Here is a 21,517-nt window from a genome sequence, read left to right as displayed (position 1 = left end):
ATTTGTGCTAAGCTGCTAATAATCATCAACGCACTAAAATGGTGCAACCATGCCCGATAATAAAAATTTTAACCCTGAGTTACTAACTAGCATTTGGCAAAACCTGTCAACGGCAGTGATCTTACTTGATCAACAATTCACCCTTATTTACGCTAATAATAGCGCCAGTGAACTGTTAGGATTAGGCCCTAAACGTATTCTCAATCAACCGTTTGACAGTCTTTTTAATTACCATTCCATTGACCTTAAACGCATTGCACAATACTCTTTGGTAGATGGTGTAGATTGCCACCAGCACAGAGCTGACGTGGTTTTTGTTGATTCTCGTCATGCCAAACTGGCAATTAGTTCGCGTCGCGTGAAGTTACAAAATGAGTATTTTATTTTATTCGAGTGTCGCCAAACTGATGATGAAATTCGCCACGATCAAGCTTCTAATCAAATGCATCAATATCAAGCAGCACGTAACCTAATTAGAGGGCTTGCTCATGAAATCAAAAATCCTTTAGGCGGAATTCGCGGAGCGGCGCAATTATTGCAGTATGAGGTTGATCAGCAAGAACGGGATGAATGTGCAGAATTAATTATTGAACAAGCCGATCGCTTACGAGAGCTTGTTGACAGGCTACTGGGCCCGAATCAATTACCACAAAAGTCATACGGTAATATTCATCAAACCTTAGAGTCTGTAATTAAACTAAGTACATTAGATAATTGCGCCAATATTAGCTTGGAAAAAGATTACGACCCAAGTATACCTGATGTCTATATTGACCAAGGTAAAATTCAGCAAGTAGTACTTAACATCGTTCGAAATGCACAACAAGCGTTAGTCGGTGGTGGCGTGATAAAAATTAAAACACGTATTAATCACCAGCAACGTCGCCCCGGAAAAGCCCCTAAAAAGGCACTGCTGATCCAAATTTCAGATGACGGACCAGGTATCGATTCCAGCATCAAAGAGACATTATTTTACCCGATGATCACCAACAAAGAAGGTGGTTCTGGCTTAGGTCTCTCGATTGCACAAACCTTGATCGATCAACACAACGGCTATATAGAATGCGATAGCTGGCCAGGTCATACAGAGTTTAATATATATCTGCCTTTTGCGGATTAATCGGTTTTTGGAGTTTGCATGAAAACAGTTTGGCTGGTTGATGATGATGCATCTATTCGCTTTGTACTTGAAAAAGCACTAACTCGCGCAGGATTTAATGCTGAAAGTTTTTCTAATGCACAAGACGTGCTGTCAGCATTAAAGTTTAGCCAACCTACGGTACTGGTGTCTGATGTACGTATGCCTGGTATGGATGGTATGGCATTATTAGAACTGATCGCTGAACAAAACCCAGGCTTGCCAGTGATCATCATGACTGCGCATTCAGATTTAGATTCAGCGGTAAATGCGTTTCAAAAAGGTGCTTTTGAATACCTAGCCAAACCATTTGATTTAAATGAAGCAGTTGCGTTAGTAGAAAGCGCGTGTCGCGCTAACTCAACTAAAAAAGTAAAACGTAAACCCGCACCACCTAAAAGTGCCCATATCATTGGCGAAGCGCCAGCCATGCAGGAAGTATTTCGGGCAATAGGTAAGCTGTCAGCATCAAGTATGAGCGTACTTATCAATGGTGAATCTGGTACCGGTAAAGAATTGGTAGCCAGTGCTTTACATAACCACAGCCCACGCAAAGAAAACCAGTTTATTGCCTTAAACATGGCAGCTATTCCAAAAGAGTTGGTTGAATCAGAGCTATTTGGCCATGAAAAAGGCGCTTTTACTGGTGCTGATAGCGTACGTAAAGGTCGCTTTGAGCAAGCCAATGGCGGTACGCTATTCTTAGATGAGATTGGTGATATGCCGCTGGATGTACAAACCCGTTTGCTGCGTGTTTTAGCTGATGGTGAGTTTTACCGTGTTGGTGGCCATCAAAGTATTAAAGTTGATGTCCGGATCATTGCCGCGACTCACCAAAACCTTGAAGACTTAGTAAAACAAGGCAAATTCAGAGACGATTTATTTCATCGCTTAAATGTTGTGCGCCTGCGCCTACCTGCACTGCGTGAACGTACCGAAGACATTGAACGCTTAGCACAGCATTTTTTACATAAAAGCGCCAAAGACTTACAAGTCGAAAGCAAAATTCTCAGCTCAAAAGCCACCGACTTACTACGCTTGTTCAACTGGCCTGGCAATGTTCGTCAACTAGAGAACACCTGCCGCTGGCTTACCGTTATGGCTCCCGGCGAGCTTGTGAGTGAGCAAGACTTACCTCCAGAGATCTTAGCAATTGACGAGACTCAACAAGAGGGTGATTGGCTTGATGCCTTTCAACAATGGCTTAATCTAGAGCTTAAGCAAGGTAAAGAAAACATCTGGCCTAATGTACAAGCGCAATTAGAAACCCGCCTAATTAAAACCGCATTGGCAAACTGTGCAGGACATAAACAAGAAGCCGCAGTAAAAATAGGCTGGGGCCGCAATACATTGACCCGTAAATTAAAAGAGCGCAATATCAACTAACTTCCCTGCTCAAACGAAGGAAAATAAGTTGAAGTTAATCGAGCATATTCCATTAATAAAGCAGATGGAGATACTTAATAGGCTGAGTTTTTTTAGAGAGTTCAGCCTCAATGAGCGCCAAGTATTACTGGAGTCATTCAGTCACTTATACTTGATCAATAAAGATCGCTTTGTGTTTAAGCAGTTTGATAACGACAAACAACTGTATATCGTGCTCAGCGGCGCTATTGTGGTATTTAAACATAGTCATTTGATGGATTTAGGCACCATTGAACCCGGCGAATTTATTGGTGAAGGTGCGTTTATAAATAACCGCGAGCACAGCACCAGTGCTCGTGCTAAAAGCGATACCATAGTACTGGCGATTACCAGCGAAGCACTAATACGTTTACCAAATGTGATCCGCGAAAAAATTAAAGACCGCATTATCGAAGGGATGAGTAGACGTATTACTAAATTAAGCGATTACCTCGAGTCACGCGGCTAATCCATATACACAACCTGTAGCGAACAGTTTAACCATTGCGGACTCTCAACATGCGCAGTATAACGAAATGTATCTGAGGGTTTTTCACCAAAAGGCGTTGCAACCAAAGGGGTTGAATGCGTGTATGACTGCGAAATATTTCTATAATTGATGACTAAATAATTTTCATAACGCTGCCAAACTAACTGAGCGCGGGCACCATTTAGTAAAGTAAACTCAACCAAGTTATCAAAAAATCTGACTTTAAGGTTATTGTAGCGGTCTTCAACGCAACCAGTAGTACGCAGCTGTTGCGGCACGTCAAAACCTTGCTCTATTTGCTCACCACGTAAGTAAAAGCCAATATTGCCATCGCTATAATGATGATTAGCCACCGACACATAATTAAGCTGCGGCTGATAACCCATCGCTTGCATAATATTTGCAAGTTGCTCTGTTTCAGGAGTCAGTATTTTATCTTCTGAGGTTAATAATGTCGCAGCACTAAACTCTTTGGGTACTGGCAGTTCAGTAAATTGAAAAGGCAAGGTCTGCTGTTGTAGTTGCTCTGTCAGTTGTTGTTTTTGCAAAACAGTTAAACCCTCCGTATAGACATACACTGTAGGGTGCTGACAGGCTGTTAGAAATAACAACATGCCAATTAAAATGCCATATTTCATAGTCACCTCGAATAGATTACAACTGTAGTCTATTCGAGGTGACTATTTATAGCAAGTTAATTCACTTGGCTATTGAGCCAAGCATCCACGCTTTTACGGGTATATAAAACATCCTTAAACAAGCGGTGTCGTTGAAACTCAAGTAGTTTTTCTTTGCTATTTTCACCACAACTTAATTGGCTGTGATTGTCGTTAAAACGTGAAATAAGCGAAAAGCCTCGCTCTGGTTGTTGCGATGCTTTCTTTACAACCTGATTAAGCCGCGCACGCACATCATCTGCGGTCATAAAGTCAGAACCCTCTAAACCCATTAGCTCTTTTTTCATGGCTAGTCTTACGCCCATGTTAAATCTCCAGTACTGCGGCATTTGTAATAAAATGACCAACTAAATATCGAATTCGATTCGAACAGCAAATTGTAGGCCAGCTTTTCACGCGGATACTACGCTTGAATTACTACCGTTTTTTTAAAGACGGTATAAAATTCGAGATAGTTTCAGGTTAATTCTATTTAATGCCCTGTAGACTTTAGGCTGCTTGATGCAAAAGTCGCGCACAGCCTTTATACTACAGGCTGTGCCCTACCTTAATGAGATCAAACATGAACGACGAATATATTGAAATTGAATTAGAAGAAGAGCCAATTGAGCTATGCAAACTCTTAAAAGTTCTTGATTTAGTCGAAGGTGGCGGCCAAGCCAAAAACCTTATCACTGAAGGTTATGTTGGCGTTAACCATGAAATTTGTACAATCAAGCGGAAAAAATTATACAGTGGCGACATTCTTGAATTTGATGGTGAGCAATTTCAACTGACATTAAGCGAAAGTGCTATTCCAGCAGAGCGCCCTGTTACATCAACGCAACCTGAACCACAACAAAGTGCAGAGCCTGCTACTAACGCGCCTGCTAAAGCTAAGCGTAAACGTACCAAAAAACCAAAAGTGGATGAAAAAACAGGCCGTCGCCCTATTTCATTCGGCTAATCCAATTTAGACTACGTGCAACTTGTAAAAGTAGCCGTAGTCGCCTTTAATAACTTTTTAAATAATAGTTTAAAAGGTAATGTATGACTCCTCCGCACTGGTTAAAATCTGTCGCTTGGGCAGCCCTTATTTGGAACTTTCTTGGGGTAATTGCATTCATTATGCAAATGCTCATGACTCCAGACATGATAAGTAAACTCCCTATAGAACAACAAGCTGCATATTCAAATACACCAATTTGGTCAACTATTGCATTCGCTACCGCGGTTTTTGGTGGAGTCTTAGGCTGTATTTTATTATTACTTAAAAAAGCCATTGCTCGAGTGCTTTTTGCGCTCTCACTCGCTGGGATTTTTATCCAGCAATTTTATAATTTCATTGTTATTAATAGTATTGAATTACTCGGTGCCAGCGCGGTGTTTATGCCAATATTTGTAGTCGTAATTGCAATTATCCTGCTACTGCTAAGCCACAAAGGCAAACAGCAAGGTTGGCTACTGTAAAACACGCTATTGAGTTACTATTGTTTTACTGCTGACGCTTGAAATATAAATTTTCAGCATCATATATATTCTATTACCTGTATAAAAATCGCGCAAAAACACACTGGTATGTACTTTGCATTTTAACTATTTAAAGAGAGGTTACATTTACCACTTAAGTACCATTTAAGGATATTCATCTAACTTAGGGGCACATAATGAACAATAGTTTTGACACCCAAAAACAACTCACTATCAACGGTGAGCAGTTTCATATCCATTCACTGCAAGGTTTAGGCGATAAAGCCAAGCGACTGCCGTTCTCGCTCAAGATCCTACTCGAAAACTTACTGCGCAATGAAGACGGCGTAAATATCAAAAAACAAGATATTGAAGCGTTGCTAAACTGGGATTCACAAGCCAAGCCCAGTGCTGAGGTAGCATTTACACCGGCCCGCGTGGTGATGCAAGATTTTACTGGCGTGCCAGCAATCGTCGATTTGGCCGCAATGCGTGATGCTATGGAAAGACTTGGCGGCGATCCTGCGAAAATAAACCCATTATCCCCTGCGGAATTAGTTATCGACCACTCAGTACAAGTAGACGGTTATGGTGAAGATGGCTCATTTGATTTAAATGCCAAGCTTGAGTACGAACGCAATAAAGAACGTTATGAGTTTTTACGCTGGGGCCAAACAGCCTTTGATAACTTAAAAGTTGTGCCACCAGCAACGGGTATTGTTCACCAAGTGAATTTAGAATACCTTGCTCGCGTTGTCTTTAATGAAGAGCGCAATGGGCAAAAATTTGCTTACCCTGACACCTTAGTCGGTACTGATTCACATACCACTATGATCAACGGCTTAGGCGTACTTGGTTGGGGTGTAGGCGGCATCGAAGCAGAAGCTGCAATGCTAGGCCAGCCAATTAGCTTACTGATCCCGCAAGTGGTGGGTATGAAGCTCAACGGCCGTTTACCGGAGGGCACCACAGCGACCGATTTAGTGCTGACCGTTACTGAAATATTGCGTAAGCATGGCGTTGTCGGTAAATTTGTAGAATTTTATGGCGATGGCCTTGCTGATTTACCACTGGCCGACCGCGCAACCATAGCCAACATGGCACCGGAATACGGCGCTACCTGTGGTATTTTCCCTATCGATGATGAAACAATTAATTATCTTCGTTTAACCAACCGTGATGAAACACAGCTAAAACTGATAGAAGACTACGCAAAACATCAAGGTTTATGGCGCAACGATGGCGATGAAGCAAATTACACCGACAAGCTCGAATTAAACCTAAATGATGTAGTGCCAAGCCTTGCCGGTCCGAAACGTCCACAAGACAGAATTGCCCTTGATCAAGCTGGCGAAGTTATTGCCAATCATTTAAAAACCTTTCAAGATGAACGTCTTGCTAAGCGCGACGATAGTGATGAACAGCAATCACGAATTGAAGGTGAAGGCCCTGTCACTAATCCTGATGAGCCAACCAACGAAGCGCAATTTATGGGCGCAGCAAAGGTTAACTTTAAAGGGCAAGAATTTGAGTTAAAAGATGGCGCTTGTGTAATTGCTGCCATTACTAGCTGTACCAACACTTCTAACCCAAGTGTGATTTTAGCCGCGGGTTTAGTCGCGCAAAAAGCTCGCCAGTTAGGAATTAACGTAAAACCTTGGGTAAAAACATCACTGGCACCTGGCTCACAAGTGGTCACTGACTACTTAAAAAAAGCAGGCCTGATGGATGATTTAGATGCACTTGGCTTTAACCTAGTAGGTTATGGCTGCACTACCTGTATTGGTAACTCAGGTCCGCTTGCCGATGAGATCAGTGAGGCAATTCAACAACATAAATTAGTAGTAAGCTCTATTTTATCGGGTAACCGTAACTTTGAAGGACGTATTCACCAAGATGTGAAAATGAACTTTTTAGCCTCACCACCTTTAGTTGTCGCCTATGCGATTGCAGGTCGTACTGATATCGATGTTTATAACGAGCCACTTGCGCAAGATGCTAATGGTAACGATATTTACCTGAAAAATATTTGGCCTAGTGTCAGCGAAGTGAATGAACTGGTGAAAAAAACCGTCACTAAAGAAATGTTCGCTACCAGTTACGGTAATGTTTATAAGGGTGATGATCGCTGGCAACAAATCAAAATTCCTGATGGTAAACTTTATGACTGGGATGATGCCTCAACGTATATTAAAAAAGCGCCGTTTTTTGATGGCATGACGACAGAACCACCAGGCATCCCTACTATTACGGGTGCTCGCTGTTTAGCAAAACTTGGCGATTCCGTCACTACTGATCATATCTCCCCTGCTGGTGCAATTAAAGCAAGCGCGCCTGCTGGCGAATACTTACAAGAAAATGGCGTAGATAAATCGCAATTTAACTCATACGGTTCTCGCCGTGGTAATCATGAAGTAATGATGCGCGGTACATTTGCCAATGTACGCTTAAAAAACTTGCTTGCACCAGGCACCGAAGGCGGTGTAACGCGCACTCAACCTGATGATGAGCTTGCCAGTATTTACGATGCTGCAATGGCGTATCAACAGCAAGGCGTACCGCTCGTTGTGCTTGCCGGTGCTGAGTATGGTACGGGTTCATCACGAGACTGGGCAGCGAAAGGTTCGCTATTATTAGGTATTAAAGCGGTCATTGCGCAAAGTTATGAGCGTATTCATCGCTCGAACCTAATTGGTATGGGCGTGCTACCACTGCAATTTAAAGCAGGTGAGAGCCATGAATCACTGGGGTTAACAGGTCAAGAGCAGTTCGATATCGAAGGTCTCTACGATAAAACCAAGGAAGTTAGTGTCGTTGCCACTAATAGCGAAGGCAAAAAACTAAGCTTTAGTGCCGATGTCCGTATTGATACCCCCAAAGAGTGGGATTACTACAAACATGGCGGCATTTTACAGTATGTACTGCGTAATATGTTAACTAGCTAATTAATCTATAATATTAGGGCTTTGCAAAATTAATTTGCTTAGCCCTTAATTTTTTGATGTAAAACAAGTCAGCTTACTCATTATTAACTACACTTAATTCATCTTATCATTAATGCCTGCATACTATGACCGAGCAGAAGATCATCACAGTACTAAAAGTATTTATTGTCCTTGGCATATGCCTTATTGCGACTGGACATTATTTATTAGTCTCGGATCTGTTTGGTGAACAAAATAGTATACATGGCATTATTATCAGCGCCGCTTTTATTGCTATTGGAGTGCTATTTTCTCTGCCTACAAAAATTTACCTCACTATTGTTTTAATGAACATAGAGGCTGTACGTGACAAACATGTATAGCAGCAAGTTCATGCAATTAATCAAACCATTTAACACCTCTAAAACTTTATTAATAGCGGCATTTTTGGTGCTTTGCTTACCCACTCAATTACGTGCAAATGACAAATTGATTATTGCATCCGGTAATTTTGCACCTTATTTCATGCAGGACAACGTAACCGGTAATGGTTACTTCGATCAGCTTGTGGTTCAAGTGTTACTGATACAAGGCTATCAAAACCCGCAATTGGTGCCGTTAAATAATGATGCTATTCAACGCTACTTCAACAATAAAGTCGCTGATATAGCGATCAACTATACGGCACAACCAGCTGCACATGCTTTTATTTCTCGTTATCGTGTACGATTTATGAACCGTGTGACCATGCTTCCTTCTGCATGGACCGAAAAAGTAGCTACGTTGAACGATTTGAAGAATTTAAGAGTAGGTAGTTTTATAGGGGCGAGCGATATCTTTGGTCCAGAATATAAAAACATGGCAACACAGGTATTCACCTATTATACTGAAATAGGAAATCAACAAGCCCTAAATAAACAGTTACTTACCAATAAGATCGATGCCCGTATCGGTGATTATTTAATGCTCTACTGGCATACATCAACAAACACCCAACTTGACCCTACAAGTTTTATATATCGCGATATTTTAAACTATCAAGGCTCTTACATTGTTTTTCAAGATAAGTCTGTCAGAGATAATTTTGATGAAGGCCTGACAAGATTAGTTGCTTCAGGAGAACTAATGATAGCTACTGATCGTTGGTTAAAAGCCTATAACCTGCCAATTATTAAGCAACAATTTTTTGTAACACAGCCCGAAAAAACACAGCAAAACAACGCTATTAAAGCAAATTAATGCGTCTCATCTAACGATTTAGTACGTTGCTCTAACTGTTCTTTCACTTGCTCTGCATCTTCAAACAGCTTTTTCATCACCACGGGATCATAAACACTGCCTGAGTTTGGCATTAAAGACATATTAGTTGTTTTTGAGGTGCCTTTTAAAATGGACGTATCTTCGGCCGCAACTACTGTAATATCGCGCGGATCTAGAATTACTTTTTCACTTGTGCCCTCAGGATTAGGCTGATCTGAGTAATGCCATTGACCTTGCTGATCTTGCCATTTATAAATAACGGTCGTTGCTACTGAGCTTTCATTGGTAATTGATTCTACAACTTTTTGACTGGTCTCACTAACCAATGTGGCTGCCATGGCAAGGGTGTCACTTGATAACGCAACCATTTGCTCTGTTAGCTGATTTGATTTACTACTAATACCATCACTGGTTAACCACGTTTGACCATCGGGTCGTTGCAAATAAAATAATGCCGCGACACTGATCAGCAATACCATAATAGCGAGGTACGCAAAATACTTCATCTTCAATCCTTTGAGTTAAAATTCTCGATTGCTATCATTGATAGCGGGCTATGATTTTAGCTAGGCCGCCATTATCTTTCAAGCTTTGTAAAAAATCATTAAATTCTTTCGCGTACTTTTTACCCCTTGAATTATAAGAAAACTGCAACTGCAGCGGCGCCTCAGCGACATTTTCATCACTTATGGTCAAAGCAGCAAGCTCAGGGTACTTTTGTATGTACCAGTTTACGACAGAGCGTGACATAACAGTAAAGCGTTTACTTGTATCAGTATCTTTGTGCAAACTTTGCAATATTTCTAAGTCTGAATAAAAATTCTCACGGTGCAGAGTCTTATTCACTACTGGTAGCTCATATTTTGGATACACATAACCAAATCGCCCGAGTAAAACACCGCCCTTTAAACTGCTTAGCTCCTTAAAGTCAATTAGTTCAGCTCCTCGAGCGACTACTAACACATCTTCAATTACTACTATCTCTTGGCTCCAATAATAGGGTCCATTATCTACAAGCCAAACTTCTGATTCCATTCGTGCATCAACATCACCTCGTTTCACCATTTTCGCAGAGCGCATTTCAGGGACGAAGGTATAGTCTATTTGGATCCCCGTTGCCATCGAAAACGATGTAATAACATCATTTAAAATGCCTGTTTTTGAACAAACAAAGTGATAAGGAGGGTAATCTTGCTCGGGTAAGGCAATGCGAAGGTTATCGGCAAAAAGACTAGTAGAAAAGAATAAAAAGAAAATTACGTAATATGGTTTCATAAAATACATGCACATCAATTTATAACGGCTGATTGTATTATAGTCAAAAATTTAAAACGCAGCTAGGCTGCGCTTTAATAATCACTATAGTTAGCTATCTCAGCTTAAATGATTTACTTATATTTTTACGTTCAGAATTAGATCCCATCACCATCAATGTGTAGGCCACATTCGCGGTTTAGACCAAAAAAACGGGTCTCTTCTTCGGTCATACCTGGCTCTAGTTTACGCGTAGTATGCACATCGCCCATTGACACATAACCTTGCTCCCATAATGGGTGATATGGTAAGTCATGTTTAGTCAGGTACTGATAAACATCGCGATTTGACCATTCGATGATTGGGTAAACCTTTACCGTGCCACGGCTAATTTCAATAATTTGCTTATCGGCACGTGTTGATGATTGGTCACGGCGCAAGCCACTAAACCAAGTACCTGCATTAATGTCTTTTAATGCGCGAGTCATTGGTTCAACTTTATTAAGCTGGTTGTATTGTTTAATACCTGCTTCACCTAGTTCCCATAACTTACCAAACTTGGCTTCTTGCCAAGCTGGGCTTAACTGCGACTTATACACTTTTAAATTTAGCGATAAGCGTTCGGTCATTTGCTCAATGAACTGATAAGTTTCAGGAAATAAGTAACCAGTATCTGTTAATACCACAGGAATATCGGGGCGCTGTACTGTAACTAAATGCAACATCACAGCCGCTTGAATACCAAAGCTCGATGATAAAAACTGCGTGTCTGGCAAGTTTTCCAGTGCCCATGCGACACGCTGCTCAGCGCTCATATCTTTCAATACGCCGTTAGCATCAGCCAGCAGTGTTACTTGGCTTTCTTTATCTAGCTGTAATATGTTTTTAAATTCACTCATAGTAAATTCCAAACCTCAGCAAGCGTCACCGCTTGCTTTTAAATTAAGCGTGAAAATCGGTGACTGACACTTTAACTTCAGCAACTATGCCTTTGCGGATCACAAAGTCACCAAAGCATTCGCCGTCATTACGCTCACTTGCCCATTGACCAATTAATTTGTCAAAGGCGTCTAAATACACGTCTTCACCAACATTCTCTAAATACAATTTAGGAATACGCGTCCCCTCAAGGTTACCCCCTAAGTACACGTTATATTTACCTGGGCCTTTTCCTACTAGGCCAGCTTCCGCTAACATTGCGCGGCCACAGCCATTCGGACAACCAACCACACGCATGATGATGCTGTCATCAGGAATACCGTGCTTAGCAAGCAATGCCTCGGTCTTTTCAATTAAGCTTGGTAAGTAACGCTCAGCTTCCGCCATTGCGAGTGGACAAGTTGGTAATGCCACACAGGCCATCGAGTTTTTACGTTGCTCAGAGTCTTTGTCGTCAATCAAACCGTGATTACGGGCTATTTCTTCAATCACTGTTTTTTGATCGGCAGGCACACCGGCGATGATCAAATTTTGGTTGGCTGTCATACGGAAATCACCTTGGTGAACTTCTGCAATTTTGCGACAACCTGTTTTCAGTGGTTTACCCGGTAAATCTAAAATACGGCCACTTTGGATAAATAAAGTTAAGTGATGCTTACCATCAATACCTTCAACCCAACCAATGCGATCGCCACGATGAGTAAACTCATAAGGGCGGCTTGGCGCAAATTTAACACCTGCGCGTTGCTCTACTTCCGCTTTAAATACATCAGTACCAACACGGTCTAAGGTGTATTTAGTTTTTGCGTTTTTACGGTTTGAGCGATTACCCCAGTCGCGCTGTACAGACACCACATGCTCAGCAATTTTTAGCGTATCCGCTAAGGCGATAAACCCAAAATCATCGGCTTTACGTGGATAGGTTGCGGTATCACCGTGGGTCATGGCAAGGCCACCGCCTACTAATACGTTAAAACCAACTAGCTTGCCGTTATCTGCAATAGCTACAAAGTTTAAGTCATTCGCATGCACATCCACTTCGTTGTTCGGTGGAATGGTCACCGTGGTTTTAAACTTACGCGGTAAGTAGTTAGATCCTAAAATTGGCTCTTCTGTAGTCTCAGCCTTTTCACCGTTTAACCAAATTTCTGCATACGCTTTAGTTTTTGGTAACAAATGTTCTGAGATTTTTGCAGCCCACTCGTATGCTTCTTGATGCAACTCAGATTCCACAGGGTTTGTAGTACAAAGTACATTACGGTTAACATCACCTGCCGTTGCAATAGAGTCGATGCCCACGCTATTAAGCATTTGGTGCATGCCTTTTATATTTGGTTTTAACACACCATGAAATTGAAACGTTTGACGGGTTGTTAAACGAATACTGCCGTAGCTAGTTTTTTCGTCAGCAAACTTATCAATTGCTAACCATTGTTCAGGTTTGATAATACCGCCAGGCATACGAGCACGTAACATTACGTTGTGTAATGGCTCTAGCTTTTGCTTAGCACGCTCACCTCGAATATCACGGTCATCTTGTTGATACATACCGTGGAAACGAATTAACTGAAAGTTATCCGCAGTGAAGCCACCGGTGATCTCATCTTTTAAATCTTGCTCTATGGTGCCACGTAAAAAGTTACTTTCTCTTTTCAAACGCTCGTTATCAGAAAGCTTTACGTTTTTATCTTGTTCGCTCATGTTTGATCCTAAATTTGTTACAGTGACGGCTGTTAGCTTTGCTTTTATAAAGTAAGCAACGTCTACGCTTAGTACACGTCTTTCTGATAGCGATTTGCGCTACGTAAATCTTTTAAATACTGCTCAGCGTCTTCATCGTTCTTACCGCTGTTTTCTTTGATGATATCAACCAATGCCTGGTGTACATCTTTCGCCATGCGATTTGCGTCACCACAAATATAAAAATGCGCGCCCGCTTCTAGCCATGCAAATACGTCTTTGCTGTTTTGGCGTAGCTTGTCTTGCACGTAGACCTTCTCTGCTTGGTCACGGCTAAACGCCACATCAACTTTACTTAGTAGCCCTGATTTTAAGTAACCTTGAATTTCTACTTGATATAAGAAATCTTGGGTAAAGTGTGGATTACCAAAGAATAACCAGTTTTTACCGGATGCTTCGCGGGCATCACGTTCTTGCAAGAAAGCACGGAACGGCGCAATACCAGTACCAGGGCCAACCATAATCACTGGCGTTTCGTCGTTAGTTGGCAAACGGAAGTTATCATTATGCTCGCTATATACTTTTACTTTACAACCTTCTTCAGCACGACGTGCTAAATAACCAGAACAACCACCTAAATGCTCACTACCGAATGCTTCAAATTCAACTAGACCAATGGTTAAGTGCACTTCATCTTCAACTTCTGCTTGGCTTGACGCAATTGAATATAAACGTGCTTGCAGTTTACGTAGGCAATCAACAAACGTTTGTGCCTCAAGCGCAGCTGGATTTTGGCGGATCACATCAAAGATTTGGCGAGGCTCAATATATTCACGCATTGCCGCTTTATCTTCAACCAGCTTTAATAGCTCAGGCGCACCTGTCGCTATCGCGTACTTTTCAACAAAGCCAGGGTATGACTGAGTCAATTCAAGTTTTTCAATCAGTGCATCACGAACACTGAGCTCTTCATCAGCGATTTTAACTTTGCTGGCACCATCAATTTGCGTCAGTGTCAGTACTTCATCAACCAGAATCTCATCATTTAAAAAATACACGCCTAATGAATCGCCCGGTGTGTAAGTAATATCAGATCCTTCCAGTGAAATCTCAACATGGCGCACATCTTTGCTAGAGTCACGACCAGTGATCTTTTGCACTAGGCTAAGTTCTGCTGGAAATGGGTTTTGCTTAGTATATTGGCTGGCAGCTGTTGCTGGTGCACCAAATGACACCACTTGCCCACCTGTTGCGCCTTGCTGTGCTTTTAAATCAGGTTCAAATGCATCAAGTGCTCCGCTGATCCAGCTGGCGGCTTCATCATCGTAATCAACGTCTAAATCAGCACGCTGATAAATGGTTTCTGCACCGAGCTTATTTAAGCGCTGTTCAAAGTCTTTTGCTGTTTGACAGAAGAACTCATAGCTTGAATCACCTAAACCTATAACCGCAATTTTAACGCCATCAAGCTTAGGCGCTTTTTTGGTTGCTAAAAACTCATGTAATGTTTCGGCATCTTCCGGCGGCTCACCTTCACCGTAAGTAGAAACAACGACAGTTAAGAATTTTTCTTTTTTCAGGGCCGTTGGTTTGTAATCAGCCATGCTAACCAGCTTAACAGCTAAACCACGAGACTCCGCTTGCTCTTTGAGCTTAGTCGCTACACCTTTTGAATTACCGGTTTGTGAGCCATATAAAATGGTCAATGCCGCTGCATCCCCAACACTTGGCGCAGCACCTACAACACCACCTAATGCCGCCGTATTGGCATTCGCAGCAAGATAACCACTTACCCAAGCTTGCTGGATTGGATTAAGCTCAGCCACTAAACCTTGTAGCTTCTGTACTTGCTCTTGCGATAGCGGACTTGCTAGCGCATTGAGTTGACTTAACAACATGAATTAATTCCCCGTAACCCTGAAAGTTATCTGCAAAATGCTCACTGATTGCAGTAATCACTTTGCCTAAAATTTGTGTCAACTTTAAGGCAAATAACTCAGGCCCTAAAGATTTCTCTGAGTGTGAAGAATAACGGGGTACGCGCCAATAAAAAAAGAATAGAATCTGCTTTGTTATTCCATTTAGTTATTAATTTATAAATTAACCAGTAAAAACAGATTAAAAGGTAACAAATAACTACTTACGATTTCAGCACCACACTTAGCCGATCAGAAATATCATACAAAAATTTATTCACTTCATTTTTTTCAAAATACAAATTAACTTTTTTGCAACAAATCTTGAGTAGGCTATAGTGGATTTGGCCACATTCTGTGCGCCGACTATAAATATAATAAGGAAACACTATGTCACACGGGGCATATAGAAAACTCATACTCAGCAGTGCTATGTTAGCTACAGCACTTCCCTGCATGGCCACCATTAATAATGGTGACTTTGAAAACTGGTCAGGTAATAGCCCAAACGGCTGGAGCACGATTGATACTGGTATTACACTATCAGCTTCAAATACCATAGTAAATTCAGGAGCTCTTGCTGCAAAAGTAGTGGTTAATACCGCTAGTCAAAGCAATACTGATTTACTGCAAGAAGTTACTGTTGAGGCCGGCAAAAGCTACTTATTCTCAAGCTGGGTTTATCACACCGAAGGCGGCATTAAAGCGCGCTTAATTGCCGACGGCTATCAAGGCTATTCAAATCCAGCGTTATTAAATCAGTGGCAACAAATAAGCTATACATATCCAGCAACCAGCAATGCTACGATTACCGTTGGCCTGCGTTTTTACGATGTCAGCGGCTTTGATGGCAGTGAAACTGTTTATGTGGATAGTTTTACACCTGGTTCTAGTGATACCACCCCACCGCCACCAGTCGGTTGTGCTGATAACACCGTTAACTTAGCACTGACAACTGATAACTATGGCGAAGAGACTAGCTGGCAAATCACTAACGCCCAAGGCACAGCGGTTGCGTCAGGTGGCAGTTATAGTGGCAACAACAGCTATACAGAGCAAGCCTGCTTAGTTGATGGCGATTACACATTTAGTATTTTTGATAGTTACGGCGACGGTATTTGCTGTTCATTTGGTAATGGCAGCTACGCGCTAACATCCGCCCAAACAACATTGGCTAACGGCAGTAGTTTTCAAAGCAGTGAAGCAACTCCCTTTATACTTGGTGATAATACCAACCCAGAAACGCCACCCAGCGAGCCAACTGGCTACTATGTTACAGCACAAGGTTTAACGGGCTATGCACTTAAAACCGCGCTCTATAACATTATTAAAGGTCACAACTCACAGGGTTATTCAGCTATTTGGAGTTTTTACGATATTGCTTCACGGGATAAGTACTTTGAAAATGACAATTCAATACTCGATCGCTATTCAGAAAATCCCACCGGTCAAGACAGCTATAACTATGTCGCTGTAAGTGATCAATGCGGCACTTACAATAGTGAAGCTGATTGCTATAACCGCGAACATTCATTTCCTAAAAGTTGGTTTGGCGGCACAAATGAGCCTATGAACTCAGATGTTCACCACATTTATGCAACCGATGGTTATGTAAATTCTAAACGTAGCAACTTTCCGTTTGGTGAAGTGGCAAGCGCTACGTTTACATCAACAAACGGCAGCAAACTAGGCTCTGCTAGTAGCGCAATTAATTACTCAGGTACAGTATTTGAACCGATTGATGAATTTAAAGGTGACTTTGCTCGCGCTTATTTTTATATGGCTACACGTTATGAAAACGTAATCGGCTCTTGGCAAAATAATACCACTGCAAGTAATGCGGTACTTAATGGGTCAAGTAACCAAGTATTTGAAAGCTGGGTTGTTGCTATGTTGCTTAATTGGCATAACGCAGACCCTGTGAGCCAAATGGAAATAGACCGAAACCAAGCAGCGTTTGAATTTCAAGGTAATCGTAATCCCTATATCGACTACCCTGAATTTGTAGAAATGATTTGGTAGAGAAATATAGCTTCAGCCAAGGCTGAAGCTATTTAAAACTCGCCTGACCAAGCGCAATAGACTCATAGCGCTGCCCTGTTAGTTTAATCACCCATACATTGTCTGCAAATGTTCGACTAAAATACACCGTTTGCCCATTTGGAATATTTGGCATAAAAGACGTAATAGACTCCCATTGGCTGTCTACTTTTTCTTTAAGTTTCATACTCGCGTTAAAATAGCTTCCTTCTTTATTTGTTTTAATCTCAAGGGCTGTTAACTGCTCATCGTCACCTATTTCTATTAATGCACTTTTGTTCAAGCTGGCTAATAGTTGAGGTTGATGAATGGGTTGTAGATTTTTTAGTGTTTCATTTACTTGGCTGTCTATGGTTATATTATTTTCTAATTTATAAATAGTTGCTTCAATCGCAAATACTGGCTCTGCAATACATGCTGAGGATAAAAACCCCAAGGTAATACAGATTACTGCTTTATAAAAATACGTTTTCATTAGTTATACTCCTTTATTAATAAGTCTGCTTAGCATAACTAAAAAACACCTAATTAATATATAACTCACTAATATTCATGATATTCTTTTTATTCATCGCCATGAATATAACTCAGCAGGCTATTTAAAAAACTCATTTTTAGCGATAATGCGCGGGTAAGTAAACAATTAGAGTATGGAAACATGTCATCATTAGGAACAGAATTAAAACGCATTAGAGCAAACAAAAAGTGGACCCAAGCATTTGCTGCACGTGAAATTGGTATCCAGCAGTCTTACTTATCTAAGCTCGAAAATGGACAATTTATTCCTTCCACTGAGGTAATTGAAAAGCTCGAACTTTGCTATGGCAAAGCGTGTTTAGATAAGTATTCACCCTCAAAACCATCACAACACACATCATTTAAAAAAATGCCACTTATGAGTTTGCTCCTGATTATCACTAGTCTTGTAATGTGGCTGTGTGCAACATATGAAATTTTTTATCCAGAAACCTACTTCACCTATCAAGCAAAGCTAGGGGACTTTTTAGCGTTTAATGTGACTCAGCAATATCAAGGCGAGCGATTTATAGAGGGGGATGTTACATACCAAATTGTGGGCGAAAGACAAGTTAGCCGGATTGAAAACCGCTTTTTAATTGTAAGCTCCGTGCTGTGTATTTTAGTGTCAGTCGTAATAGGCGTTTTATCGCAAACACATAAGTTTCGTAAATTATGAACCCACTACCGAATTTGCTTTTAACGTTCCATTTATCCATTATTTTATCGAATAAAATAGCATCGTTATTTTTACATGGCCTTGGTGATCCTTGCGGCAACCCTACTTTCCCCATCACACCATTGAAATCGATGTCATAACACATACCTTTATACATCTCCGTTCGCTTACCTCCATCAGCGTTTTGCCATAATATCACTGATTTTAAATCACTAGAATGCTCAATAGGAACCGTAATTTGTTGGTGGTTTTTACGATTTGGCAAAGTTGCTATTTGCGTGTAATCAAACGATACAATGGCCTTATTTGAAGTTGAAAACTGAGGTATCAATGCGTAAGGGTTAAGCTTTTTAAATGACTGCTGTTTAGCTTTTGAATTAACCTTACTCTTTATATTATCAATAACTACCTTATCAACATTATGCTTTTTTCCATCGGTACTTGTGGCCGTATTTCCATTTGCTGTAATAGCACCATCCGGTAAATCTGATTCTAATTGCTTGTCGTTTTCAAAATCACGTTCTTTAAGCGGCTTAGTTGTTAACTCACTTGCATCAAGCTCAGTATTATTTTCAGAGAATGAAGCACTGGGTTGCTTACTATTTTTATTACTAGGTAATGTTGCAAGGTCCACCATTACATAAGCTTTTATTACTTTGCCTGTAGGGGGTTGTGCTATCTCAATCGTTTGCCTCGAAATCAAACAAATAACAACAACATGCAAACCAATTGATATACCCCACGCTTTATAGTTACCTTTAAACACATCCGCTCCCTGTGAACAGTTTATTCTATGAGTATAACTAGGCAGGTTTAGTTCATTTAGGGAGGCACTGTTATTAGGTTAAAAACCATCAATAAGTGGCTTTACTGCAGTACTAAAAGCAAAAAGCCCCAGCTAATGCCGAGGCTTTTTATAAAACAGACTTAATTAAAAATTAAGCTTGTTTTGGACTAGAAATAACGTCTACTAATGTCCAAGACTTAGTCTTAGAGATTGGAGCGCATTCACGGATAGTAACAACGTCACCCGCTTTTGCTGTGTTATTTTCGTCATGTACGTGTAATTTAGTCGTACGTTTGATGAATTTCCCATAGATTGGGTGCTTCACGTAACGTGCGATAGCGATAGTGAAAGATTTTTCCATCTTGTCGCTGATTACAGTGCCTTGAAGAGTACGAATTTTATCACTCATTATTGACCTGCCTTCTGGTTAATAACTGTTTTTACACGCGCGATATCGCGACGTACTGTTCTTAGCGTGTGAGTTTGAGCTAACTGACCAGTGCTTGCTTGCATGCGCAGGTTAAACTGCTCACGAAGAAGACCTAGAAGTTCAGCATTAAGCTCTTCTACGCTTTTATCTTTTAGTTCGCTTGCTTTCATCACATTACCGTCCGAGTTACGAAAGTTGTTTTGAATGGCAGTTTACGAGCAGCAAGGTCGAATGCTTCACGAGCAAGCTCTTCAGAAACACCTTCCATTTCGTAAAGTACTTTACCAGGCTGAATTTCAGCAACCCAATATTCAACAGAACCTTTACCTTTACCCATACGAACTTCAAGAGGCTTTTCTGTGATCGGTTTGTCAGGGAAGACACGGATCCAGATTTTACCTTGACGTTTCACGTGACGTGTCATGGCACGACGAGCTGCTTCGATTTGACGAGCAGTCATGCGGCCACGGCCAGTAGCTTTCAAACCGAAAGTACCGAAGCTTACTTTGTTACCGTTTTGCGCTAAACCACGGTTGCGGCCTTTGTGCATTTTACGGAATTTTGTACGTTTTGGCTGTAACATTACTCGCTACCTCTACTTAGCACTTTTTTTGGCTTTCTTTGGTGCGCGTTTAGCTGGCTTCTCTTGCTCTTGTACTAGTGGTAAACCACCAATAACTTCGCCTTTGAAGATCCAAACTTTAACACCAATGATACCATAAGTGGTTAAGGCTTCAGAAGTTGCGTAGTCGATATCAGCACGAAGAGTATGTAGAGGTACACGACCTTCACGATACCATTCTGAACGTGCGATTTCTGCGCCGCCAAGACGACCGCTAACTTCAACTTTGATCCCTTTAGAACCGATGCGCATTGCATTTTGTACCGAACGCTTCATAGCGCGACGGAACATAACACGACGCTCTAGTTGAGAGGCAATGCCGTCTGCTACTAGTTGTGCATCTAGTTCTGGTTTACGTACTTCAGAAATATTGATCTGAGCAGGTACACCAGCAATCTTAGTTACCGCTTGACGTAATTTTTCTACGTCTTCGCCTTTTTTACCGATAACAACACCCGGACGAGCCGTGTGAATTGTTACGCGGATTGATTTTGCTGGACGCTCAATAACGATTTTAGACACAGAAGCCGCTTTCAATTCCTTAGTAAGGAATGTACGTACTTTGTGATCGCCAAAAAGCTGTGCAGAGAAATCTTTTGAACTCGCGTACCAGGTAGAAACCCAAGGTTTAGATATACCTAGGCGAATACCAGTAGGATGAACTTTTTGTCCCATTACTTATACTCCTAGCTATCTGAAACCACAACAGTGATGTGGCTTGTACGCTTAAGGATGCGGTCTGCGCGTCCTTTAGCACGTGGCATAATACGTTTCATTGTTGGACCATCGTCCACAAAGATCGTTGTTACACGTAGCTCATCAATGTCAGCACCTTCGTTATGCTCTGCGTTAGCAATAGCAGACTCAAGTACTTTCTTAACTAATACAGCCGCTTTCTTAGGGCTGTACGCCAGGATTTCTAGTGCGCGATCGACAGGTAACCCGCGGATCTGATCTGCAACTAGACGTGCTTTTTGCGCCGAACCAGAGGCGAATTTATGTTTAGCTAATGCTTGCATTTATCATTCCCCTCTTAACGTTTCTTCGCTTTCTTATCCGCAGCGTGGCCACGGTAAGTGCGAGTTGGTGCAAATTCACCTAGTTTGTGACCGATCATTTCGTCAGAAACGAAAACTGGTACATGCTGGCGACCATTATGGACAGCAATGGTCAATCCGATCATGTTAGGTATGATCATTGAACGACGGCTCCAAGTTTTAATTGGCTTCTTGTCACCGCTTTCCAAAGCTTTCTCTACCTTCTTCAGCAAGTGTAGGTCTATAAAAGGACCCTTCTTGAGAGAGCGTGGCAT

25 protein-coding genes are annotated in these 21,517 nt (G+C 41.4%); 10 read left to right on the top strand and 15 right to left on the bottom strand.

What is annotated here, in order from left to right:
- Nucleotides 1-49 precede the first annotated feature (49 nt).
- From glnL to H5162_RS12530, 3 genes are read left to right on the top strand one after another with little or no spacing between them, the layout of a single operon-like run.
- On the top strand, nt 50-1,120 hold the full coding sequence (gene glnL, locus H5162_RS12540) for a nitrogen regulation protein NR(II) (protein ID WP_145237942.1): 1,071 nt from the start codon (nt 50-52) through the stop codon (nt 1,118-1,120).
- 18 nt (nt 1,121-1,138) lie between these two features.
- Complete coding sequence (gene ntrC / locus H5162_RS12535; protein ID WP_145237940.1) at nt 1,139-2,524, top strand: nitrogen regulation protein NR(I); 1,386 nt, start codon at nt 1,139-1,141, stop codon at nt 2,522-2,524.
- Nucleotides 2,525-2,552: 28 nt separating this feature from the next.
- On the top strand, nt 2,553-3,011 hold the full coding sequence (locus H5162_RS12530) for a cyclic nucleotide-binding domain-containing protein (protein WP_182732345.1): 459 nt from the start codon (nt 2,553-2,555) through the stop codon (nt 3,009-3,011).
- On the opposite strand, the gene H5162_RS12525 is transcribed toward H5162_RS12530, so the two are convergent.
- Both H5162_RS12525 and H5162_RS12520 read right to left on the bottom strand, forming a co-directional pair.
- Nucleotides 3,008-3,670, bottom strand: a complete 663-nt coding sequence (locus H5162_RS12525; protein WP_182732344.1) for a hypothetical protein — start codon at nt 3,668-3,670, stop codon at nt 3,008-3,010. The two genes, H5162_RS12530 and H5162_RS12525, sit on opposite strands and share 4 nt — an antisense overlap.
- Nucleotides 3,671-3,726: 56 nt before the next feature.
- Entirely contained in the window at nt 3,727-4,014 is a 288-nt protein-coding gene (locus H5162_RS12520; RefSeq protein WP_182732343.1) for a hypothetical protein, read from the bottom strand.
- A 257-nt stretch (nt 4,015-4,271) separates the two neighbouring features.
- Between H5162_RS12520 and H5162_RS12515 the strand changes: the two genes are divergently transcribed.
- The 5 genes from H5162_RS12515 to H5162_RS12495 all read left to right on the top strand — a co-directional run bounded on the left by H5162_RS12515 (nt 4,272) and on the right by H5162_RS12495 (nt 9,321).
- The gene (locus H5162_RS12515) at nt 4,272-4,655 is read left to right on the top strand and encodes an RNA-binding S4 domain-containing protein (protein WP_149980457.1); all 384 of its coding nucleotides are present in this window, start codon (nt 4,272-4,274) and stop codon (nt 4,653-4,655) included.
- Nucleotides 4,656-4,738: 83 nt separating this feature from the next.
- Nucleotides 4,739-5,158 carry a hypothetical protein gene (locus H5162_RS12510; protein WP_182732342.1) on the top strand — a complete coding sequence of 140 codons (420 nt, stop codon included), beginning with the start codon at nt 4,739-4,741 and terminating at the stop codon, nt 5,156-5,158.
- 197 nt (nt 5,159-5,355) lie between these two features.
- On the top strand, nt 5,356-8,103 hold the full coding sequence (acnA, locus tag H5162_RS12505) for an aconitate hydratase AcnA (RefSeq protein ID WP_182778659.1): 2,748 nt from the start codon (nt 5,356-5,358) through the stop codon (nt 8,101-8,103).
- A 125-nt stretch (nt 8,104-8,228) separates the two neighbouring features.
- Complete coding sequence (locus H5162_RS12500; RefSeq protein WP_145237921.1) at nt 8,229-8,465, top strand: hypothetical protein; 237 nt, start codon at nt 8,229-8,231, stop codon at nt 8,463-8,465.
- A gap of 10 nt (nt 8,466-8,475) precedes the next feature.
- Nucleotides 8,476-9,321 (top strand): ABC transporter substrate-binding protein, encoded by an 846-nt coding sequence (locus tag H5162_RS12495; protein WP_182735686.1) that lies wholly within the window; start codon nt 8,476-8,478, stop codon nt 9,319-9,321.
- On the opposite strand, the gene H5162_RS12490 is transcribed toward H5162_RS12495, so the two are convergent.
- From H5162_RS12490 to H5162_RS12470, 5 genes are all read right to left on the bottom strand, one after another.
- On the bottom strand, nt 9,318-9,848 hold the full coding sequence (locus tag H5162_RS12490; protein WP_182732339.1) for a DUF4124 domain-containing protein: 531 nt from the start codon (nt 9,846-9,848) through the stop codon (nt 9,318-9,320). The genes H5162_RS12495 and H5162_RS12490 overlap by 4 nt on opposite strands.
- 34 nt (nt 9,849-9,882) lie before the next feature.
- Entirely contained in the window at nt 9,883-10,617 is a 735-nt protein-coding gene (locus tag H5162_RS12485) for an ABC transporter substrate-binding protein (protein WP_182732338.1), read from the bottom strand.
- 137 nt (nt 10,618-10,754) lie between these two features.
- Complete coding sequence (locus H5162_RS12480; protein ID WP_182732337.1) at nt 10,755-11,495, bottom strand: phosphoadenylyl-sulfate reductase; 741 nt, start codon at nt 11,493-11,495, stop codon at nt 10,755-10,757.
- 43 nt (nt 11,496-11,538) lie between these two features.
- Nucleotides 11,539-13,236 carry an assimilatory sulfite reductase (NADPH) hemoprotein subunit gene (gene cysI / locus H5162_RS12475; RefSeq protein WP_182758034.1) on the bottom strand — a complete coding sequence of 566 codons (1,698 nt, stop codon included), beginning with the start codon at nt 13,234-13,236 and terminating at the stop codon, nt 11,539-11,541.
- Between the two features lie 68 nt (nt 13,237-13,304).
- Nucleotides 13,305-15,113 carry an assimilatory sulfite reductase (NADPH) flavoprotein subunit gene (locus tag H5162_RS12470; protein ID WP_182760123.1) on the bottom strand — a complete coding sequence of 603 codons (1,809 nt, stop codon included), beginning with the start codon at nt 15,111-15,113 and terminating at the stop codon, nt 13,305-13,307.
- 408 nt (nt 15,114-15,521) lie between these two features.
- On the opposite strand from H5162_RS12470, the gene H5162_RS12465 reads away from it, so the two are divergent.
- Nucleotides 15,522-17,153, top strand: coding sequence for an endonuclease (locus H5162_RS12465; protein WP_182760124.1), 1,632 nt, complete (start codon nt 15,522-15,524; stop codon nt 17,151-17,153).
- 28 nt (nt 17,154-17,181) lie between these two features.
- Here the strand turns inward: H5162_RS12465 and H5162_RS12460 are convergent, their stop codons facing one another.
- Nucleotides 17,182-17,646, bottom strand: coding sequence for a hypothetical protein (locus H5162_RS12460; protein WP_182760125.1), 465 nt, complete (start codon nt 17,644-17,646; stop codon nt 17,182-17,184).
- A gap of 183 nt (nt 17,647-17,829) precedes the next feature.
- Here H5162_RS12460 and H5162_RS12455 point away from each other — a divergent pair, with 183 nt between their 5' ends.
- A complete protein-coding gene (locus tag H5162_RS12455; RefSeq protein ID WP_182760126.1) occupies nt 17,830-18,366 on the top strand; it encodes a helix-turn-helix domain-containing protein in 537 nt (178 codons plus the stop codon).
- Here H5162_RS12455 and H5162_RS12450 read toward each other — a convergent pair.
- The 7 genes from H5162_RS12450 to rpsS all read right to left on the bottom strand — a co-directional run bounded on the left by H5162_RS12450 (nt 18,260) and on the right by rpsS (nt 21,517).
- Nucleotides 18,260-19,132: a hypothetical protein gene (locus H5162_RS12450; protein WP_310736428.1), complete on the bottom strand. Its 873-nt coding sequence runs from the start codon at nt 19,130-19,132 to the stop codon at nt 18,260-18,262. The two genes, H5162_RS12455 and H5162_RS12450, sit on opposite strands and share 107 nt — an antisense overlap.
- A gap of 172 nt (nt 19,133-19,304) precedes the next feature.
- Complete coding sequence (gene rpsQ / locus H5162_RS12445; RefSeq protein WP_016709053.1) at nt 19,305-19,562, bottom strand: 30S ribosomal protein S17; 258 nt, start codon at nt 19,560-19,562, stop codon at nt 19,305-19,307.
- A complete protein-coding gene (gene rpmC / locus H5162_RS12440; protein WP_054552371.1) occupies nt 19,562-19,753 on the bottom strand; it encodes a 50S ribosomal protein L29 in 192 nt (63 codons plus the stop codon). Before rpmC ends, rpsQ begins: the two co-directional genes overlap by 1 nt.
- Entirely contained in the window at nt 19,753-20,166 is a 414-nt protein-coding gene (gene rplP / locus H5162_RS12435; RefSeq protein ID WP_002957890.1) for a 50S ribosomal protein L16, read from the bottom strand. Before rplP ends, rpmC begins: the two co-directional genes overlap by 1 nt.
- 12 nt (nt 20,167-20,178) lie before the next feature.
- Nucleotides 20,179-20,880, bottom strand: coding sequence for a 30S ribosomal protein S3 (rpsC, locus tag H5162_RS12430; protein ID WP_054206128.1), 702 nt, complete (start codon nt 20,878-20,880; stop codon nt 20,179-20,181).
- Between the two features lie 11 nt (nt 20,881-20,891).
- Entirely contained in the window at nt 20,892-21,224 is a 333-nt protein-coding gene (rplV, locus tag H5162_RS12425) for a 50S ribosomal protein L22 (RefSeq protein WP_004588690.1), read from the bottom strand.
- A gap of 14 nt (nt 21,225-21,238) precedes the next feature.
- Nucleotides 21,239-21,517, bottom strand: coding sequence for a 30S ribosomal protein S19 (rpsS, locus tag H5162_RS12420; protein ID WP_010561269.1), 279 nt, complete (start codon nt 21,515-21,517; stop codon nt 21,239-21,241).

The organism is Pseudoalteromonas sp. SR41-8 (genome assembly GCF_014163915.1).
GTDB lineage: Bacteria > Pseudomonadota > Gammaproteobacteria > Enterobacterales > Alteromonadaceae > Pseudoalteromonas > Pseudoalteromonas rhizosphaerae.
The sequence above is the reverse complement of the archived record's forward strand: the minus strand, read 5'-3'. Positions and strand labels throughout refer to the sequence as shown.

Coding starts and splice junctions, on each gene's coding strand:
- glnL (WP_145237942.1), top strand. CDS start 50: ATGCCCGATAATAAAAATTTTAACCCTGAGTTACTAACTAGCATTTGG.
- ntrC (WP_145237940.1), top strand. CDS start 1,139: ATGAAAACAGTTTGGCTGGTTGATGATGATGCATCTATTCGCTTTGTA.
- H5162_RS12525 (WP_182732344.1), bottom strand. CDS start 3,670: ATGAAATATGGCATTTTAATTGGCATGTTGTTATTTCTAACAGCCTGT.
- H5162_RS12520 (WP_182732343.1), bottom strand. CDS start 4,014: ATGGGCGTAAGACTAGCCATGAAAAAAGAGCTAATGGGTTTAGAGGGT.
- H5162_RS12515 (WP_149980457.1), top strand. CDS start 4,272: ATGAACGACGAATATATTGAAATTGAATTAGAAGAAGAGCCAATTGAG.
- H5162_RS12510 (WP_182732342.1), top strand. CDS start 4,739: ATGACTCCTCCGCACTGGTTAAAATCTGTCGCTTGGGCAGCCCTTATT.
- acnA (WP_182778659.1), top strand. CDS start 5,356: ATGAACAATAGTTTTGACACCCAAAAACAACTCACTATCAACGGTGAG.
- H5162_RS12500 (WP_145237921.1), top strand. CDS start 8,229: ATGACCGAGCAGAAGATCATCACAGTACTAAAAGTATTTATTGTCCTT.
- H5162_RS12495 (WP_182735686.1), top strand. CDS start 8,476: ATGCAATTAATCAAACCATTTAACACCTCTAAAACTTTATTAATAGCG.
- H5162_RS12490 (WP_182732339.1), bottom strand. CDS start 9,848: ATGAAGTATTTTGCGTACCTCGCTATTATGGTATTGCTGATCAGTGTC.
- H5162_RS12485 (WP_182732338.1), bottom strand. CDS start 10,617: ATGAAACCATATTACGTAATTTTCTTTTTATTCTTTTCTACTAGTCTT.
- H5162_RS12480 (WP_182732337.1), bottom strand. CDS start 11,495: ATGAGTGAATTTAAAAACATATTACAGCTAGATAAAGAAAGCCAAGTA.
- cysI (WP_182758034.1), bottom strand. CDS start 13,236: ATGAGCGAACAAGATAAAAACGTAAAGCTTTCTGATAACGAGCGTTTG.
- H5162_RS12470 (WP_182760123.1), bottom strand. CDS start 15,113: ATGTTGTTAAGTCAACTCAATGCGCTAGCAAGTCCGCTATCGCAAGAG.
- H5162_RS12465 (WP_182760124.1), top strand. CDS start 15,522: ATGTCACACGGGGCATATAGAAAACTCATACTCAGCAGTGCTATGTTA.
- H5162_RS12460 (WP_182760125.1), bottom strand. CDS start 17,646: ATGAAAACGTATTTTTATAAAGCAGTAATCTGTATTACCTTGGGGTTT.
- H5162_RS12455 (WP_182760126.1), top strand. CDS start 17,830: ATGTCATCATTAGGAACAGAATTAAAACGCATTAGAGCAAACAAAAAG.
- rpsQ (WP_016709053.1), bottom strand. CDS start 19,562: ATGAGTGATAAAATTCGTACTCTTCAAGGCACTGTAATCAGCGACAAG.
- rpmC (WP_054552371.1), bottom strand. CDS start 19,753: ATGAAAGCAAGCGAACTAAAAGATAAAAGCGTAGAAGAGCTTAATGCT.
- rplP (WP_002957890.1), bottom strand. CDS start 20,166: ATGTTACAGCCAAAACGTACAAAATTCCGTAAAATGCACAAAGGCCGC.
- rpsC (WP_054206128.1), bottom strand. CDS start 20,880: ATGGGACAAAAAGTTCATCCTACTGGTATTCGCCTAGGTATATCTAAA.
- rplV (WP_004588690.1), bottom strand. CDS start 21,224: ATGCAAGCATTAGCTAAACATAAATTCGCCTCTGGTTCGGCGCAAAAA.
- rpsS (WP_010561269.1), bottom strand. CDS start 21,517: ATGCCACGCTCTCTCAAGAAGGGTCCTTTTATAGACCTACACTTGCTG.